This is a genomic window from Burkholderia sp. Bp9016, from assembly GCF_003857765.1.
GTDB lineage: Bacteria > Pseudomonadota > Gammaproteobacteria > Burkholderiales > Burkholderiaceae > Burkholderia.
The window spans coordinates 105408-121295 of record NZ_QTPY01000006.1; the positions used below are offsets into that span (position 1 = coordinate 105408).

13 protein-coding genes are annotated in these 15888 nt (G+C 68.1%); 10 read left to right on the forward strand and 3 right to left on the reverse strand.

The window, feature by feature from the left end:
• Positions 1 to 11: 11 nt before the first annotated feature.
• The 3 genes from DIE13_RS09515 to DIE13_RS09525 all read left to right on the forward strand — a co-directional run bounded on the left by DIE13_RS09515 (position 12) and on the right by DIE13_RS09525 (position 2811).
• Positions 12 to 836: an OmpW family protein gene (locus DIE13_RS09515; protein WP_124826904.1), complete on the forward strand. Its 825-nt coding sequence runs from the start codon at positions 12 to 14 to the stop codon at positions 834 to 836.
• 123 nt (positions 837 to 959) lie between these two features.
• The gene (locus DIE13_RS09520; RefSeq protein WP_124826905.1) at positions 960 to 1463 is read left to right on the forward strand and encodes an activator protein; all 504 of its coding nucleotides are present in this window, start codon (positions 960 to 962) and stop codon (positions 1461 to 1463) included.
• Between the two features lie 241 nt (positions 1464 to 1704).
• Entirely contained in the window at positions 1705 to 2811 is a 1107-nt protein-coding gene (locus DIE13_RS09525; protein WP_124827040.1) for a hypothetical protein, read from the forward strand.
• Positions 2812 to 2880: 69 nt separating this feature from the next.
• Here DIE13_RS09525 and betA read toward each other — a convergent pair whose 3' ends face one another.
• The 3 genes from betA to betI are packed head-to-tail and all read right to left on the reverse strand — an operon-like array spanning position 2881 to position 6690.
• Entirely contained in the window at positions 2881 to 4581 is a 1701-nt protein-coding gene (betA, locus tag DIE13_RS09530) for a choline dehydrogenase (protein WP_124826906.1), read from the reverse strand.
• A gap of 22 nt (positions 4582 to 4603) precedes the next feature.
• Entirely contained in the window at positions 4604 to 6073 is a 1470-nt protein-coding gene (gene betB, locus DIE13_RS09535; RefSeq protein WP_124826907.1) for a betaine-aldehyde dehydrogenase, read from the reverse strand.
• Positions 6074 to 6105: 32 nt separating this feature from the next.
• On the reverse strand, positions 6106 to 6690 hold the full coding sequence (gene betI / locus DIE13_RS09540) for a transcriptional regulator BetI (protein ID WP_124826908.1): 585 nt from the start codon (positions 6688 to 6690) through the stop codon (positions 6106 to 6108).
• A 671-nt stretch (positions 6691 to 7361) separates the two neighbouring features.
• Between betI and DIE13_RS09550 the strand changes: the two genes are divergently transcribed.
• From DIE13_RS09550 to DIE13_RS09580, 7 genes are all read left to right on the forward strand, one after another.
• On the forward strand, positions 7362 to 8261 hold the full coding sequence (locus DIE13_RS09550) for an alpha/beta fold hydrolase (RefSeq protein ID WP_124826910.1): 900 nt from the start codon (positions 7362 to 7364) through the stop codon (positions 8259 to 8261).
• An 88-nt stretch (positions 8262 to 8349) separates the two neighbouring features.
• The gene (locus tag DIE13_RS09555; protein WP_124826911.1) at positions 8350 to 8919 is read left to right on the forward strand and encodes a methyltransferase family protein; all 570 of its coding nucleotides are present in this window, start codon (positions 8350 to 8352) and stop codon (positions 8917 to 8919) included.
• 17 nt (positions 8920 to 8936) lie between these two features.
• Positions 8937 to 10220, forward strand: coding sequence for a glycosyltransferase (locus DIE13_RS09560; protein ID WP_124826912.1), 1284 nt, complete (start codon positions 8937 to 8939; stop codon positions 10218 to 10220).
• Positions 10217 to 11815 carry a DHA2 family efflux MFS transporter permease subunit gene (locus DIE13_RS09565; protein ID WP_124826913.1) on the forward strand — a complete coding sequence of 533 codons (1599 nt, stop codon included), beginning with the start codon at positions 10217 to 10219 and terminating at the stop codon, positions 11813 to 11815. Before DIE13_RS09560 ends, DIE13_RS09565 begins: the two co-directional genes overlap by 4 nt.
• Positions 11816 to 11825: 10 nt before the next feature.
• On the forward strand, positions 11826 to 12764 hold the full coding sequence (locus DIE13_RS09570) for a glycosyltransferase family 2 protein (RefSeq protein WP_124826914.1): 939 nt from the start codon (positions 11826 to 11828) through the stop codon (positions 12762 to 12764).
• An 8-nt stretch (positions 12765 to 12772) separates the two neighbouring features.
• The gene (locus tag DIE13_RS09575) at positions 12773 to 14581 is read left to right on the forward strand and encodes an efflux transporter outer membrane subunit (protein ID WP_124826915.1); all 1809 of its coding nucleotides are present in this window, start codon (positions 12773 to 12775) and stop codon (positions 14579 to 14581) included.
• The gene (locus DIE13_RS09580) at positions 14581 to 15771 is read left to right on the forward strand and encodes an HlyD family efflux transporter periplasmic adaptor subunit (protein ID WP_124826916.1); all 1191 of its coding nucleotides are present in this window, start codon (positions 14581 to 14583) and stop codon (positions 15769 to 15771) included. The genes DIE13_RS09575 and DIE13_RS09580 overlap by 1 nt, the downstream gene beginning before the upstream one ends.
• Positions 15772 to 15888: the final 117 nt, after the last annotated feature.

The following is a 15888-nucleotide window of genomic DNA, read 5'->3' on the forward strand; positions in this document are numbered from 1 at the left end:
GGGGGAGACTGATGAAGAAGCTGATTGTCGCGGGGATCGTCGCAGGCGTGTCGACGCTCGCATCGGCCCAGCAGGCGGGCGACAACGTCGCGACGCTGGGCTGGCTGCACATCGTGCCGATGGATTCGACCAACGGGTTGACGACGAATCTCGCGAGCATGCCGATCAACGGGCCGCTGCGCCTGCCCGGGTCGTTCACGTCGCCGGGCACGAGCCTGACGGTCAACAACGCCGATACGGTCGGCCTCACGCTCACGCACTTCTTCACCGACCACATCGCGGTGACGTCGGTGCTCGGCGTGCCGCCCGAGTTCACGCTGACCGGGCACGGCGTGATCCGGCCGCCGGGCCCGGCAGGCGCGCTCGGCAGCGTCAACATGGACAATCCGTCGAACCAGCCGGCCGTGAAGAACGCGCGGCAATGGAGTCCGACGATCATTCTGCAGTACTACTTCAATGCACCGACGGCGAAGTTCCGTCCGTTCGTCGGGATCGGCGTGGCGTATAGCTGGTTCAGCAACATCGAACTGAACGGCAACTTCGCGAAGGACATCAACGAGAACCTCGGCAGCGTGCTTGCGGCCGGCGCCGGCAAGCCGGGGCCGACGTCGGTGGAGGGCAAGGCGTCGTCGTCGTTCACGCCGGTCTACAACGTCGGTGCCAGCTATGCGATCGACAAGCACTGGGGGCTGACGGCGACGCTGACCTACATGCCGCTGAAGACCTACTCGTCGCTCGTGATCAGCGCGGCAGACGGCACGACGCTCGCCACGACGCGCACGCGGCTGAAGGCCGATCCGCTGATCTCTTTCATCGGGATTTCCTACAAGTTCTGAGCCGTCCGGCGCGCGGCACGCGCGCCGGCGGCTTCCTGCGACCGAGCGGCCGGGGCGATCCGGCCGGGGCGTCGCGTTCCTGGCGGCGTGCCGCCATTTGTGAAGAGAGAGGGGGCAGTTCAAATGAGCATTCGCAAAATCGTATCGTTTGTTGCTGCAGTGGCATTCACCGCGGTATCGGCCGCGCCTGCTTTCGCCGTGACCGTGACGCGCGTCGACGGTCAGGCCATGAACCCGAGCGGAGAGCCGTTCTCCGCGACGGGTCTCACGGTGCTGGCCAAGGGAGCGATCAACGCGAGCTGCAACGCGACCTTCAACGGCACGATCTCCTCGACGGGCATCGTCAACATCACGTCGACGACGTTCACCGGTGGCGCGACGTGCGGCCTGATCAGCGGCAGCGCCAGCAGCGCGTCGCCGTGGACGGGGCAGGCCGACAGCACGACGCAGCTGTCGATCAACAACGCGAAGGTGACCGTTTCGCTGCTCGGCGCTTGCGGGCCGAGCAAGGTGGTCACGACGTGGAGCGATCCGAACTCGTCGCTCACGTTCAACAACGCGGTGCTGACGCCGGACTGTACGGTCAGCGGCACGGTTGCCACGTCGCCGAAGTTCCACGTGCAGTAAGCGCCGTGTGACCGAGGCCGGGTCGCTCGCCAGAGACGAGGGCCGTGCAGGGATGCGCGGCGGGCGTACCGGTTTCGCGATGGCGACGCGCCGTCGTGCGTATCGGCACGACGACCGGCTGGCCGCCTGCTTCGCGATCCGGCGCGGGGGGCCATGCAGCGGACGGTGCGGTATGCCGTGCCGTCCGATCCGACCGACACAAAACGACTCCCTGATTTGCCAGACCATGTCCGGACCCCCCATTCTCACCGACCCAGCGAAGTATGGCGATGCCCGCGCTGCGACGCGCGACCGGCTGCGCACGGCTGCGTGGCTGCAGTACCTGATCGACCATCTTGACGAAGCCGAAGCCGCCCGCGCGATGGCGACCGGAACCGGCGACACGGCCGTCGTGCCGTCGCAGGCGGGGATGAACCTGTCGCGCGATGCGATTGCCGTGCTGCACGAACTCGCGCCGTGGACCGCCACGGACGGCGGCGGTTGCGCGTGCGATGCGAGCGATCCGCGCAATGCGTGCATGCACGTTCCCGATGTGCGGCAGCTCGCACATGCGGAGCGGCGCTGCCCCGGGTCGCGCGATGCATTCGAAGCGGCGCACGGCATCGTCGACGCGTGGGCGTTCGAGCACCCCGATGACGGCTGGGCCGCGCTCGGGCGAATCGCGACCGGCGTCGAAAGCGGCGAAGCAGGAACGGACGAAGCGCCAGAGCCCGAAGAAGGCGGCGTCGATGCGCCGCCTGCGAAGAGCCCGGGAGAACGACGCGCAGCCGTGGCCGCGGCCTGCGTGGAACCGTCGACCCGGCCGGGCGCCATCATCGACGCGATCGTTCTGCGCGTCTGCGGGCCGCGTGACGATGCGGCGCAGATCGACGAAATGGCCGCGCTCGCGATGTTCAGCGCGGAGCTGGCTGCCGGGAACGGGGTATCCATTGCCGCGTATGGCGGCGGACACAATATCGTCGCGCGCGCGATCCGCGAACGACGCGCCGATCTCGCATCGGTGGACGGCCTGCTCGCCGCGGTGTCGGTGTGCCGGCTCGACCGGCTCCTCGGCGCGGGCAGCTTCTGGGCATATTACCTGCTGGCGGGCATCGTGATCGCCGCGCCCGGCATGGTGCACGCATTCGCGCGCCGCTTTCATGGCGATGCGTGGCGGACGTGGCTCGACGCGGTGCTCGCATGGCCGGCGGTCAGCCGCTTCGGAACGCAGGAGGACGTCGCGTTCGAGCGCTTGCGCGGCACGATGAGCCTGACGTCGCGCGCGAATCCGATCGTGCGTGCGAAACGGATGCGACGAAAGGGCACCGCGATCACGCGCTTCGGTACGGACGGCGCAAGCACCCCATGAAAAACGGCTCGCGGCGAGAATGCCGCGAGCCGTGCATGCTGCTGCACCCTCCGAAGGGCGCTCGTGCGGTTACACCGTCTCCGGCTGCCGCACCGCCTTCGCGACGTTGCGCGCCATCGCGCCGTTCGCGACGAAGTAGGGCACGTCGACGCGCGCGAGCGGCTTGCGGCCGCGGATCTTGTCCGCGATCTTCTCCGCGATCATGATCGTCGGCGCGTTCAGGTTGCCGGTCGTGATGATCGGCATGATCGATGCATCGACCACGCGCAACCCTTCCAGCCCGTGCACGCGACCTTCTTCGTCGACCACGGCCATGTCGTCGTAACCCATCTTGCACGAGCACGACGGATGGAACGCGGTTTCCGCGCGCGCCCGTACGAACGCGTCGAGTTCCTTGTCGCTCTTGCAGTCGGCGCCCGGGTTCAACTCGCGGCCGCGATAGCGGTCGAGCGCCGGCTGCCGCATGATCTCGCGCGTCGCGCGGATCGCATCGCGGAACTCGCGCCAGTCGAGCGCTTCGGCCATGTAGTTGAACAGGATGCTCGGATGATCGTTCGGATCCCGCGAGCGCAGCTTCACGCGGCCGCGGCTCGGCGAGCGCATCGAGCCGACGTGCGCCTGGAAGCCGTGCATTTCGATCGCGTTCGAGCCGTTGTAGTTGATCGCCACGGGGAGGAAGTGATACTGGATGTTCGGCCACGGATCGTCGTCGCGCGTGCGGATGAAGCCACCCGCCTCGAAGTGGTTGCTCGCACCGAGGCCGGTGCCGTTCAGCATCCATTCGAGACCGATCTTCGGCTGGTTCCACCACTTGAGCGCCGGATATAGCGACACCGGTTCCTTGCACTCGTACTGGATGTACATCTCCAGGTGATCCTGCAGGTTCTGGCCGACGCCGGGCAGGTCGAGCACGACCGGGATGTCGAGTTCCTTCAGCCACGCGCCGGGGCCGACGCCCGAACGCTGCAGCAGTTGCGGCGATGCGATCGCGCCGCTGCACACCAGCACTTCGCGGCGCGCATGCGCGCTTGCGCGCTCGCTGCCGCGCAGGTACGTGACGCCCGATGCGCGCTTGCCGTCGAACAGGATGCGATCGGCGAGCGCGTGCGTGACGATTTCGAGGTTAGGCCGCGCCTTCGCCTGGTCGAGGTACCCGCGCGCTGTGCTCGCCCGGCGGCCCTTCGGCGTGACGGTGCGGTCCATCGGGCCGAAGCCTTCCTGCTGATAGCCGTTCAGGTCGTCGGTGCGCGGATAGCCGGCCTGTACGCCTGCATCGACCATCGCCTCGAACAGCGGATTCACGCCCGGCTTGCTGGTCGTGACCGACACGGGGCCGTCGCCGCCGTGATAATCGTTCGGGCCGACGTCGCGCGTCTCGGCCTTCTTGAAGTACGGCAGGCAGTCGAGATACGTCCAGTTCTCGAGCCCCTTGTGCGTCGACCAGTTGTCGTAGTCGAGTGCGTTGCCGCGGATGTAGCACATCCCGTTGATCAGCGACGAGCCGCCGAGCCCCTTGCCGCGGCCGCATTCCATCCGGCGGTTGTCCATGTGCGGCTCGGGGTCGGTTTCGTAGGCCCAGTTGTAGCGACGGCCCTGCAGCGGATAGGCGAGCGCCGCCGGCATCTGCGTACGGAAGTCGAAGCGGTAGTCGGGGCCACCCGCTTCGAGCAGCAGCACCGTGACATTCGGATCTTCCGTCAGGCGCGTCGCGAGCACGTTGCCCGCGGAACCGGCGCCGCAGATGATGTAGTCGTATTCGCGTGTCGTCATGACGGGGTATCTCCTATCGTTCTCAAAACACCGGGTTGTAGCGGCCGAGCTCGACCTGCACCGACTTGATTCGAGTGTAGTGTTCGAGCGTCGTGATGCCGTTCTCGCGTCCGACACCGGATTGCTTGTATCCGCCAACCGGCATCTCGGCCGGCGATTCGCCCCACGTGTTGATCCAGCAGATGCCGGCTTCGAGGCGGTGGATCGTGCGATGCGCGCGCGACAGGTTCTCGGTCACGACGCCGGCCGCGAGGCCGTAGTGCGTGTCGTTCGCGCGGGCGATTACTTCGTCCTCCGATTCGAAATCGAGGATGCTCATCACCGGCCCGAAAATCTCTTCGCGGACGATCTTCATGTCGTCGCGGCAGTCGCCGAACACGGTCGGCGCGACGTACTGGCCGTTGCCGAAGTGGCCGTCGGTCAGGCGCATGCCGCCCGCAAGCAGCTTCGCGCCTTCGGCCTTGCCGCTCTCGATGAAGCCGAGCACCTTGTCGAGCTGCGCGGCGGAAACGAGCGGGCCGAAGTTGGTGTCGGCATCGGTCGGCTTGCCGACTCGGATGCGCTTCACGCGTTCGAGCACCTTCTGCGTGAACGCGTCCTTGACCGAGCGGTGCGCGAACACGCGCGTGCCGTTCGTGCAGACCTGGCCCGAGCTGAAGAAGTTGGCGGTCACGGCGATGTCGGCCGCACGGTCGAGATCGGCATCGTCGAACACGATCAGCGGCGACTTGCCGCCGAGCTCCATCGTCACTTCCTTCAGCGACGATGCGCCGGCCAGCGACATCACCTTCTTGCCGGTCTCGACGCCGCCGGTGAACGATACCTTCGCGATTTCCGGATGACCGGTGAGCAGTGCGCCGACCGAGCCGTCGCCCTGCACGACGTTGAACACGCCGGCCGGCACGCCGGCTTCCGTATAGATTTCGGCGAGCTTCAGCGCGGTGAGCGGCGTGACCTCGCTCGGCTTGAACACCATCGCGTTGCCGGCCGCGAGCGCGGGCGCCGTTTTCCAGCATGCGATCTGGATCGGGTAGTTCCATGCGCCGATGCCCGCACACACGCCGAGCGGCTCGCGACGCGTATAGACGAACGACTCGGCCCGCAGCGGCACCTGCAGCCCTTCGATCGCGGTCGCGAGGCCCGCGTAGTACTCGATCACGTCCGCGCCGGTGACGATGTCGACCGCGAGCGTTTCGCCGATCGGCTTGCCCGTGTCGCGGGTTTCGATCGCCGCGAGTTCGTCGTTGCGTTCGCGCAGCAGGTCGACCGCGCGGCGCAGGATGCGCGAGCGCTGCATGGCCGTCATCGCGGCCCATTCGCGCTGGCCTTCCTGTGCCGATGCGACCGCGCGGTCGACGTCGGCCGCGCTTGCCTGCTGCACCTGGGCGAGCAGTTCGCCGGTGGCCGGATCGAAGGTGTCGAAAGTCTTGCCGCTGGTGGCGTCGACGTAACCGCCGCCGATGTAGAGGCGCTGCAAACCGTATACGGACATGAGGATCTCCTTGAAGGCGAGTGCGTGACGCGTCAATCGGACGCGAGCAGCAGGTCGATGTAATCGTGGGCGAGCTTCAGCGTGGCCCGGGTGTCGATCGGGCCGCCGGCGAGTGCGCCGCGCAGCCACAGGCCGTCGATCAGCGCGGCGAGGCCGCTGGCGGCTTCGCGTGCCTTCGCACGCGGCAGCGCCTTCGCGAATTCGGCGCACAGGTTCGAATGGAGGCGCCGCGTGTTGACGTGCTGCAGGCGCTTGAGCATCGCGTCGTGCATGCTCTGCGACCAGAACGCGAGCCAGGTCTTCATCACGGGCGCGCTGACCTGCGTGTCGTCGAAGTTCGCGGCGACGATCGCGCGCAGCCGGGAGCGCGGATCCTTGCGCGCGGCGACGCGGCGGCGCGTGGTGGCCGTCCAGAGGTCGCGCAGCACGTGCCGCATCGTGGCTTCGAGCAGGCCGTCCTTGTCGCCGAAGTAATGGCTGACGATGCCCGTCGAGATGTTCGCGCGCTGCGCGACCGATGCGAGCGTCGTGCCGGGCAGGCCGGCTTCGTCGATCGAGCGCAGCGTCGCGTCGATCAACTGCGCGCGGCGAATCTCCCGCATTCCGACTTTCGGCATCGCGACTCCCCTTCGCCCGGACGGGCCGTTCCTGGAAGTCGAGAGCTTAGCGATTTTTTATTGATCGTTCAATCAACAAAAAATCGGGGTCCGATAGTAGATCTCCGTACCGAAGGGGTGGAGCGCCTGCCTGGCGCAATTGTGCGGGTGCGGGAAAATGGTTTGAAAGACGGTTAAATAAATTGAAGTTTGTTTAAAACGATTTCCGAAAAGGTGGCGTAATGGCGGCCAAAGTTTCTGAATTTAAATTATTACGTTCCGAAAGAATGTCGAGGCATGTGAAATTCGATTCGATATGGAAATTCTGGAGCCCGGCGACCATCCCGGTAATTTCCTGGAATCCGTTTCAATCGGGCGGATTAAATGATATATGTATTTGAATTTGAACGATATATTATAATTTAACGACTGCTGGTTCGGATTTAGGCAAACGATTGCGATTGCCTTTCGATCGATCGTGCTTACCATAAAAAATGCCGAAAAAATTTGAATCGACGGTATTTCCTGCTGGAGTAGAGGGGATCGTTGAGATGACTTGAGTAAGTAATATTGCCCGTATTAGTATGGTGCCGCACTACAAGGAATGAATCGGCGCCGCGCGTATTGATCGCGGTGCGCCAGCCATTGCGCACCGCAGCATGCCGAGACGCCGCATCCACCGGAGAACGACGATGCCGACCGAAAAACACGTGGTCCCGCTACCGAATGGTCTGAAGGTCTACGTCGAACGGAACGTGTTCGATCCGTCCTTCGACACGGCGATGCTCGTCAACGGCGCCCTCGCGACCACCGCGTCGTTCGGGCAGACCGTCCAGTATCTCGGCGAGCGGATGAACACGATCTGTTTCGACCTCCCGTATGCGGGGCAGTCGCGCCAGCACAATCCCGGCTGCTTCATCCTGACGAAGGACGACGAGGCCGCGATCCTCCAGCATCTGGTCGAGCGCTTCGCGCCCGCGTTCCTCGTGTCGGTGTCGTGGGGCGGCGTCGCGTCGCTGTTCGCGCTCGCTCGCGGCTGCCCGAGCGTGCGGCGCGCGGCGATCTGCTCGTTCTCGCCGTTCCTGAACGACGCGATGGTCGACTACGTGACCCGCGCGCGCGATCACATCTCGGCCGGCGAGAACCTGAAGGCCGCACAACTGTTGAACGATACGGTCGGCCGCTACCTGCCGCGCATCATGAAGCTGTACAACTACCGGTATCTGACGCGCCTGCCGCGCGACGAGCAGGACCAGGTCGCATTCCACGTCGACCAGATCCTGTCGCTGCAGCCGGAACGCTATCTGAGCGAGTTTTCGAACATCGGTTGCGAGCTGCTGTTCCTGAACGGCGAGCGCGACGAGTACACGACGCCGGCCGACGTTCGCCAGCTTGCCGCGCACGTGCCGCGCGCACGCTTCGCGACCATTCCCGACGCCGGCCACTTCCTCGACATCGAAGGCCGCGCGCAGCGCGAGACCACGCGTGCGGCGCTGCTCGACTTCTTCTGCGATGCGCCGCCGGCCGCCGCCGGCATCGCGCTCGGCGCCGCGCACGCATGCGTGTCCGCGCCGATGCCGGCGATGTCGTGACGCAGCACGTCGCGCATCGGGCGCATCCCCGCCGGACGCATCCGCGCCGGGCGTATCCAAATTCTTATCCATACGAGGCAGGCCAGCCGTGAATATCGTTCAGAGCATCGCCATCGTCGTTCCGTGGGCCGTATGGCTCGCCTACTGGATCGCGACGTCGCAGGGCGTGAAGACGACCGTGCGCAAGGAGGCGTCGCGTTCGCGCACGCTGCAGTCGATTCCGCTGATCGTCGGCGGCGCGCTGATCATCCTGCCCGATCCGTCGTGGCAGGCGCTCGTGCCCGACTGGCAGCGCTTCGGCCTGCTCGCGCAAGGCGGGCTCGCGGTGCTGGTCGCGGGGCTGCTGTTCTCGGTGTGGGCGCGGCTGCACCTCGGCACGAACTGGAGCGTGTCCGTCACGCTGAAGGAAAACCATGAACTCGTGCGCACCGGCCCGTACGGCCTCGTGCGCCATCCGATCTACACCGGCTGCCTGATCGCGCTGGTCGGCGCCGCGCTGATCGGCGGCGAATGGCGCGGCGCGCTCGGCGTCGTGCTCGTGTTCGCGTCGCTCGCGTACAAGGTGCGCGTCGAGGAGAGCTGGCTGACCGGCTATTTTGGGCCCGCGTATACGCAGTACCGCCGCGAGGTCGCGGCGCTGATCCCCGGTTTCTACTGATCCCCGCGAGGCGCGCGATGGCGAAGGTGATCGTGACCGCGATCGGCTCGGCGGGCGACGTGCACCCGCTGCTCGGCGTCGCGCGCGCGCTCGCGATGCGCGGCCACGACGTCGTGTTCTGCACGCATCCGCCGTTCGAGGCCGCCGCACGCCGCTTCGGCTTCGCGTTCGTGCCGGTCGGCACCGCGGCCGAGTATGAAGCCGCGATGGCGAACCCGGCGCTGTGGGATCCGCGCACGTCGTTTCGCACGCTATGGCAGGTGATCGCGCCCGTGGTCCGCCCACATTACGACGCGCTGCGCGCGCTGACCGATCGCGACACCGTGCTGGTCGGCACGCTGTGGGCGTTTTCCGCGCGGCTGATGCAGGAGCTGCACGGCACGCCGTACGTGTCGGTGCAGGTGTCGCCGTCCACGTTGCTGTCCGCGCAGGTGCCGCCGACGCACCCGCGCCTGACGATCCCCGCGCGCTGGCCGCTGCCCGTGAAATCGGCGCTGATGACGCTGATCGAGCGGCAGGTGCTCGACCGCGTGTGCGGCCCGGCGCTCAATGCGGTGCGCCGCGAACTGGGGCTGGCGCCCGCGCGGCGCGTGCTCGGCCGCTGGCTGCATTCGACGGACGGCGTGCTGTGCCTGTTTCCCGACTGGTTCGCGCCGGCCCAGCGCGACTGGCCGGCGCATCTTCTGCAAAGCGGCTTTCCGCTGTTCAACGACATCGCCGCGCATGACGACGATCCCACGCTTGACGTGTTTCTCGCGGCGGGCGAGCCACCCGTCGTGTTTACGGCCGGCTCGACGCTGATCGATCACGCGGCGTATGCACGCGCGGTGTCGGACGCGCTGCGCGCAACCGGCACACGCGGCATTCTGCTGACGCCGCACGATGCGGCAACGGACGGCGAGCGGCTGCTGGTGCGCCGCTTCGTGCCGATGCGTACGCTGCTGCCGCGTTGCCGCGCGCTCGTGCATCACGGCGGGATCGGCACCGCGGCGCTCGCATACGAAGCGGGGATCGTGCAGGTCGCGACGCCGTTCGCGCACGACCAGTTCGACAATGCGCAACGCGTTGCCGCGAGCGGCTGCGGTGTGCGCGTCGATGGCCCGGTCGACGGCGCGCGCCTCGGCGCGGCGCTCGCGCGCGTGCTCGGCGAGCCCGCCTTCGCCGAGCGGGCGGCACGCATGCGTGCGCGGGTCCATGCCGCGCCGGACGGTTGCGAGATGGCCGCCGATTTCATCGAGCGCCTCGCGCCGAACCACGGACGCGCGCATATGCGGGCCGACGTCGCTGCGGCGGGCGCATGAGCACGGCGTCGCCGCTGCAGGACACGCCCGCCGCCTTCGATGCGTCCGCGCCCGCGTCCACGTCTGCACCGGCCGCGCAGCCGGTGCGCGGCGCGCGGCTCGCGCTGCTGACGTTCGCGCTGTCGCTCGCGACCTTCATCGAAGTGCTCGACTCGACCGTGACGAACGTCGCGGTGCCGGCGATCTCCGGCAGCCTCGGCGTCTCGAACAGCCAGGGCACGTGGGTGATCAGCTCGTATTCGGTCGCGGCCGCGATCGCGGTGCCGCTCACCGGCTGGCTCGCGCGCCGCGTCGGCGAGTTGCGGCTGTTCGTCGGCGCGGTGCTGCTGTTCACGCTGACGTCGCTGCTGTGCGGGCTCGCGCGCGATCTGCACGTGCTGGTAGTCTGCCGCGCGCTGCAGGGGCTGTGCTCGGGGCCGATGGTGCCGCTGTCGCAGACGATCCTGCTGCGCACCTTTCCGCCGGACAAGCGCACCGTCGCGCTCGCGCTATGGGCGATGACGGTGCTGCTCGCGCCGATCTTCGGGCCGGTGGTCGGCGGCTGGATCGTCGACAGCTTCTCGTGGCCGTGGATCTTCCTGATCAATTTGCCGATTGGGCTCTTCTCGTTCGCAGTCTGCACGACGATGCTGCGCCCCGACGCGCAGCGCGGCGCGGCCGGCCCGATCGACCTGCCGGGCATCGTCCTGCTCGTGATCGGTGTCGGCTCGCTGCAGGCGATGCTCGACCTCGGCCACGACAAGGGCTGGTTCGACTCGCCGCTGATCGTCACGCTCGCGGTGGTCGCGGGGCTCGCGATCGTGTCGCTGCTGATCTGGGAGGCGGGCGAGGCGCACCCGGTCGTCGACCTTAGCCTGTTTCGCGACCGCACGTTCTCGTTCTGCGTGCTGATCATCTCGCTCGGGATGATGAGCTTCTCGGTGGTCGGCGTCGTGTTTCCGCTGTGGATGCAGGCGGTGATGGGCTACAACGCGTTCCATGCGGGCCTGGCCACCGCATCGCTCGGCGTGCTCGCGCTCGTGTTCTCGATTCTCGTCGGCCTGCACGCGCACCGCTTCGACGCACGCGTGCTCGCGACCTTCGGCTTCCTGGTGTTTGCGGCCGTGCTCGCGTGGGATGCGCATTTCACGCTCAAGATGACATTCGCGCAGATCGCCGCGCCGGGGCTGATCCAGGGGATCGGGCTGCCATGCTTCTTCATTCCGCTGACCGCTGCGACGCTGTCGCGCATTCCGGACGACCGGCTCGCAGCCGCGTCGAGCCTGTCGAATTTCCTGCGCACGCTGTCGGCCGCATTCGGCACCGCGATGAGCGTGACGCTGTGGGACAGCCGCGCGACCTATCACTACGACGTCGTGTCGCAATCGGTCACGCACGCATCGGCGAACACGCAGCGTTTCGTGCACACGCTGAACGCGATGGGCGTGGACGGCGTGCGCGAGCTGACGACGCTGCATCAGGTCGTGATGCAGCAGGCCTACATGATGGCGACGGGCGACATGTTCTGGATGGCGAGCATGACCTGCCTCGTGCTCGCCGCGATGATGTGGCTGACGCGGCCCAGGCGCGGCGCGGCCGCTTCGTTCGGACATTGAGGAAACCCGCATGACGACACTCGGCGCACTCGTGATCCTGTATCACCCGACCGATGCACAACTCGCGGCGCTTGGCGCATGGCGGCATGCGTGCGACGCGTTGCTCGTCGTCGACAACACGCCGCAACCCGATGCCCGTGCAAGCGCGCTGTGCGCGCGCGACGGCATCGGGCTGCTGCATCACGGCAACCGCGGCGGGATTGCCGGCGCGTACAACGCGGGGCTCGCCGCGCTGTTTCGCGAGAACGTCGATGCGGTTGCGCTGTTCGACCAGGATTCGTCGGTGCCGGCCGGCTACTTCTCGACGATGCGCGACGTCTGCGCGAGGCTCGCGGGCCGCGCGTTCCTGGCCGGCCCGCGCATCTTCGACGAGAACGCGCGCAGCTTCCTGCCGGAGCTCGCGACCAACGGGATCGCGTTGCGCCGGCTGCGGGTCGAAGCCGACGGGCCGCCGCAGCGCTGCGCGTTCCTGATCTCGTCCGGCTGCGTCGTGTCGCGTGCCGCGTTCGACGCGCTCGGCCGCTTCGACGAGACGCTGTTCATCGATCACGTCGACACCGAGTACAGCTTCCGCGCGCTCGCGCGCAACGTGCCGCTCTATGTCGTGCCGTCGCTGGTGCTGCCGCACCGGATCGGCGCGAAACAGCGCCACGCGTTCGGCCCTTTCGAAATGACGTCGATGAATCACTCGTGGCAACGGCGCTACTACAGCGCGCGCAATGCGGTGCAGCTCGCGATGCAGTACGGGTTGCGCTTTCCGGTGGCGATCGTGCCGAACCTGCTGACCGTGTGGCAGGTCGTGCAGATCGCGCTCGTCGAGCGCGACAAGCGCGACAAGCTCGCCGGCATCCTGTTGGGCATCGCGGACGGCCTGTTCGGCCGGCTCGGCCCGCTCGAGCGGACGCGACCGCGTCTGGCCGCGCGCGCGCAGCGCATCCAGCAGGGGTGAGGCGCGCGATGGAATGCATCTTGAAAGCGGCCGCACCGGCACGCGGCGGGCAGGGCGGCTGGACGATTCTGGCGACGGCCGCGCTGCTCGCGCTCGGCGGCTGCGTGCCGTCGGGATTCCTGCCGTCGCTGTCGCTGCGCGCACCGGCCGCCGACGCGTTGGCACACACGGCGGCCCCCGGCGCGAACGGCGCTTGGCCCGCGCCCGACTGGGTGAAGCAACTGCAGGATCCGCAGCTCGACGATCTGGTGGCGGAGGCGTCGCAGAACAATCCCGATTTGCAGGTTGCGCAGGCGCGGCTGCGCGTGGCGCAGGCACAGCTTCAGCAGTTCGATTCGCTGACCGGACTGACGGGCACCGCGGGCGCGACGGTCAGCCGCGCGCGGATGCCCAAGCCGGGCGACATCGCCGACGTGACGGCGGGCGGCTATCGCGTGCCGGTTGAGATCTTCGGCGATCCGGTCGTGTCGCCGTCGTCGGTGTTCGTCGGGCTGAACTACCAGCTCGACCTATGGGGCAAGAACCGCGCGGCGACGAAGAGCCTGATGTCGCTGCGCGACGCGGCGGGCGTCGAGGCCGAGCAGGTGCGGCTCACGCTCGCGGTCGCGATCGTCACCGTGTATTGCCAGCTCGACCAGGCGTACGCGGTGCGCGACCTGCTGCAACAGAAGCTGAAGATCAGCCAGCGCGTGACGGCCGTGCTGCGCGAGCGCACCGCGCGCGGCCTCGACAACGCATACGACGCGAGCGACGCATCGATCAAGCGCAGCCGCCTGCTCGAACAGATCGCGATGAACGACGAGCAGATCAAGCTTGCGCAACTGCAGCTCGGCGTGCTGTCGGGCCGCGGCCCCGAGCGCGGGCTCGCGCTGCAGCGGCCTCGCGTCGGCGCGTTTCCGGGCGGCGCGCTGCCTGCGCGGCTGCCGGCCGATCTGCTCGGCCGCCGGCCGGACATCGTCGCCGCGCGGCTGCGTGTGGAAGCCGCGTTCGCGAATGCCGATTCGACGCGTGCGCAGTTCTATCCGGACGTGAACCTCGTCGCGCTCGGTGGAGTGTTCGCGCTGACGCCCGCGTCGATGTTCTCGCGCGACGCGCTCGCAGGTTCCGTCGGCCCCGCGATCTCGCTGCCGGTGTTCGATCGCGGCCGGCTGAAGGCGAAACTCGGCGCGGACGTCGCGCAGGCCGACGTCGCGATCGGGCTGTACAACAAGACCGTCGACGACGCGCTCGGGCAGGTCGCGCAGATCGTCACGTCGCTGCAGACGTCGCGGACGCTCGTCGCGCAGCAGCAGGATGCGGTCGCGGCCGCGCTGAAGATCGTGCAGATCGCGGCCGAGCGGCATCGCCGCGGCGTGCTGATGCAGAAGGACGTCGATGTCGCCGATCTGACGCTGATCGACGAGCGTGCGCAACTGATTGCGTTGCAGGGTCGGCAGCGGACGTTGCGCGTCGGCCTCGTCGGCGCGCTCGGCGGCGGGTTCGATGCGAGCGCAACGATGGCGGCCGCATCGGCTCCTGCGCCCGCGGCGCGTGCCGCGCGCGGTGCGGCGCCGAATGCCGCTGCGCAAACCCCTGCGGGTACGGGCGCGGAACCGGCGCGCTCGGCTGCTATCGGTACCGGCACCGCGCCGCCTGTTGCGCGGCTCGAGCCGCCGCCGGTCATCCGAGCGCAGCGCAGCGCGGTTGCCGATACCGCGAGCGCGAATTTCGCCGCGCGCAGCGCGGCCCCCGCCGCTTCCATCGACGCTCGCGTGTCCGCGATGCCCGCGATACCCCTGTTCCAGCATGACCGCCTGATCGTTACGCAAAGCGACTGATGCACCACGACAACCTTCATACCGCCGCATCGCCGGCCGCCCGGAACGACCCGGGACTCGACGCGCGCCGGGCGACACGCCGCAAGCGCTTCACGCTGTTCGTCGCGGTCGTGCTGCTGGCCGCGCTCGTCTGGCTTGCGTTCTGGCTGTTGCGCGACCGCTACTACGAAGATACCGACGACGCGTACGTCGCCGGCAGCATCGTGCAGGTCGCCGCGCAGACACCCGGCGCCGTGACCGACGTGCTGGTCGCCGATACGCAGGCCGTGCGCGCCGGGCAGACGCTTGTGCGGCTCGACGATACGGAGGCCGCCGTCGCGTTCGCGCAGGCCAAGGCGCAGCTCGTGCAGGCCGTGCGGCAGGTCGCGAACGCGAAGATCTCGAACACGATGTACGTCGAAGCCGTGAACGCGCGTCAGGCCGACCTGTCGCTCGCGCAGCGTGCGCTGGCCGCGCGCTCGGGCGCGTCGGTCGAGATCGTCGCGCCGGAGGAGCTGGCGCGCGCCCGCGCGGCGGTTGCCGGCGCGCAGGCGAACCTCGCGGCCGCGCAGGCGCAGCTCGAAGCCGCGCGTGCGCTCGGTAGCCGGCTGCCCGTCGACGAAAGCCCGGCCGTCGTGCAGGCGGCCGCGCAGTTCAAGCTCGCGTACCGGAACCTGAAGCGCACGACGATCGTTGCGCCGGTCGACGGCACGATCGGCCAGCGTTCGGTGCAGGTCGGCCAGCAGGTCGGCCCCGGCGTGCCGCTGATGTCGATCGTGCAGCTGAACCGGCTGTGGGTCGAGGCGAACTTCAAGGAAGGGCAGATTCGGCACATGCGCGTCGGCCAGCCGGTCGACGTGGTGTCCGACCTGTACGGGTCGCGCATCGTCTATCGCGGCCGCGTACAGGGCTTCTCGGCGGGCACCGGCAGCGCGTTCTCGATGCTGCCGTCGCAGAACGCGGCCGGCAACTGGATCAAGGTCGTGCAGCGCGTGCCGGTCGTGATCGCGCTCGATCCCCGCGACCTGGCCGCGCATCCGCTGCGCGTCGGGCTGTCGATGCGCGCGACGGTCGACACGCGCAACCGCGGCGGGCACGCGCTCGACAGCGAGCCGCCGACGCCGGCCGTCAGCACGCGCGTGCACGACGGCGTCGCGAGCGACGCCGACGCGGCCGTCGCCGCGATCATCCGCGAGAATCAGGGCGGCTAACGCGCGCCGGCCCGCCGGGCGGGCCGATCGCGACGATCCGCCGGACGACGGGCCTTCGTCCGGCTACCGACCCGACTTTCGTCTTTCCGCCATCGATGTCGGCGCCGATCAAACGCA

What these genes read in the sequence shown, in the direction of transcription:
- DIE13_RS09550 (WP_124826910.1), top strand. Translation starts at nt 7,362, where the DNA reads ATGCCGACCGAAAAACACGTGGTCCCGCTACCGAATGGTCTGAAGGTC.
- betA (WP_124826906.1), bottom strand. Translation starts at nt 4,581, where the DNA reads ATGACGACACGCGAATACGACTACATCATCTGCGGCGCCGGTTCCGCG.
- DIE13_RS09515 (WP_124826904.1), top strand. Translation starts at nt 12, where the DNA reads ATGAAGAAGCTGATTGTCGCGGGGATCGTCGCAGGCGTGTCGACGCTC.
- DIE13_RS09565 (WP_124826913.1), top strand. Translation starts at nt 10,217, where the DNA reads ATGAGCACGGCGTCGCCGCTGCAGGACACGCCCGCCGCCTTCGATGCG.
- betB (WP_124826907.1), bottom strand. Translation starts at nt 6,073, where the DNA reads ATGTCCGTATACGGTTTGCAGCGCCTCTACATCGGCGGCGGTTACGTC.
- DIE13_RS09560 (WP_124826912.1), top strand. Translation starts at nt 8,937, where the DNA reads ATGGCGAAGGTGATCGTGACCGCGATCGGCTCGGCGGGCGACGTGCAC.
- DIE13_RS09580 (WP_124826916.1), top strand. Translation starts at nt 14,581, where the DNA reads ATGCACCACGACAACCTTCATACCGCCGCATCGCCGGCCGCCCGGAAC.
- DIE13_RS09570 (WP_124826914.1), top strand. Translation starts at nt 11,826, where the DNA reads ATGACGACACTCGGCGCACTCGTGATCCTGTATCACCCGACCGATGCA.
- betI (WP_124826908.1), bottom strand. Translation starts at nt 6,690, where the DNA reads ATGCCGAAAGTCGGAATGCGGGAGATTCGCCGCGCGCAGTTGATCGAC.
- DIE13_RS09520 (WP_124826905.1), top strand. Translation starts at nt 960, where the DNA reads ATGAGCATTCGCAAAATCGTATCGTTTGTTGCTGCAGTGGCATTCACC.
- DIE13_RS09575 (WP_124826915.1), top strand. Translation starts at nt 12,773, where the DNA reads ATGGAATGCATCTTGAAAGCGGCCGCACCGGCACGCGGCGGGCAGGGC.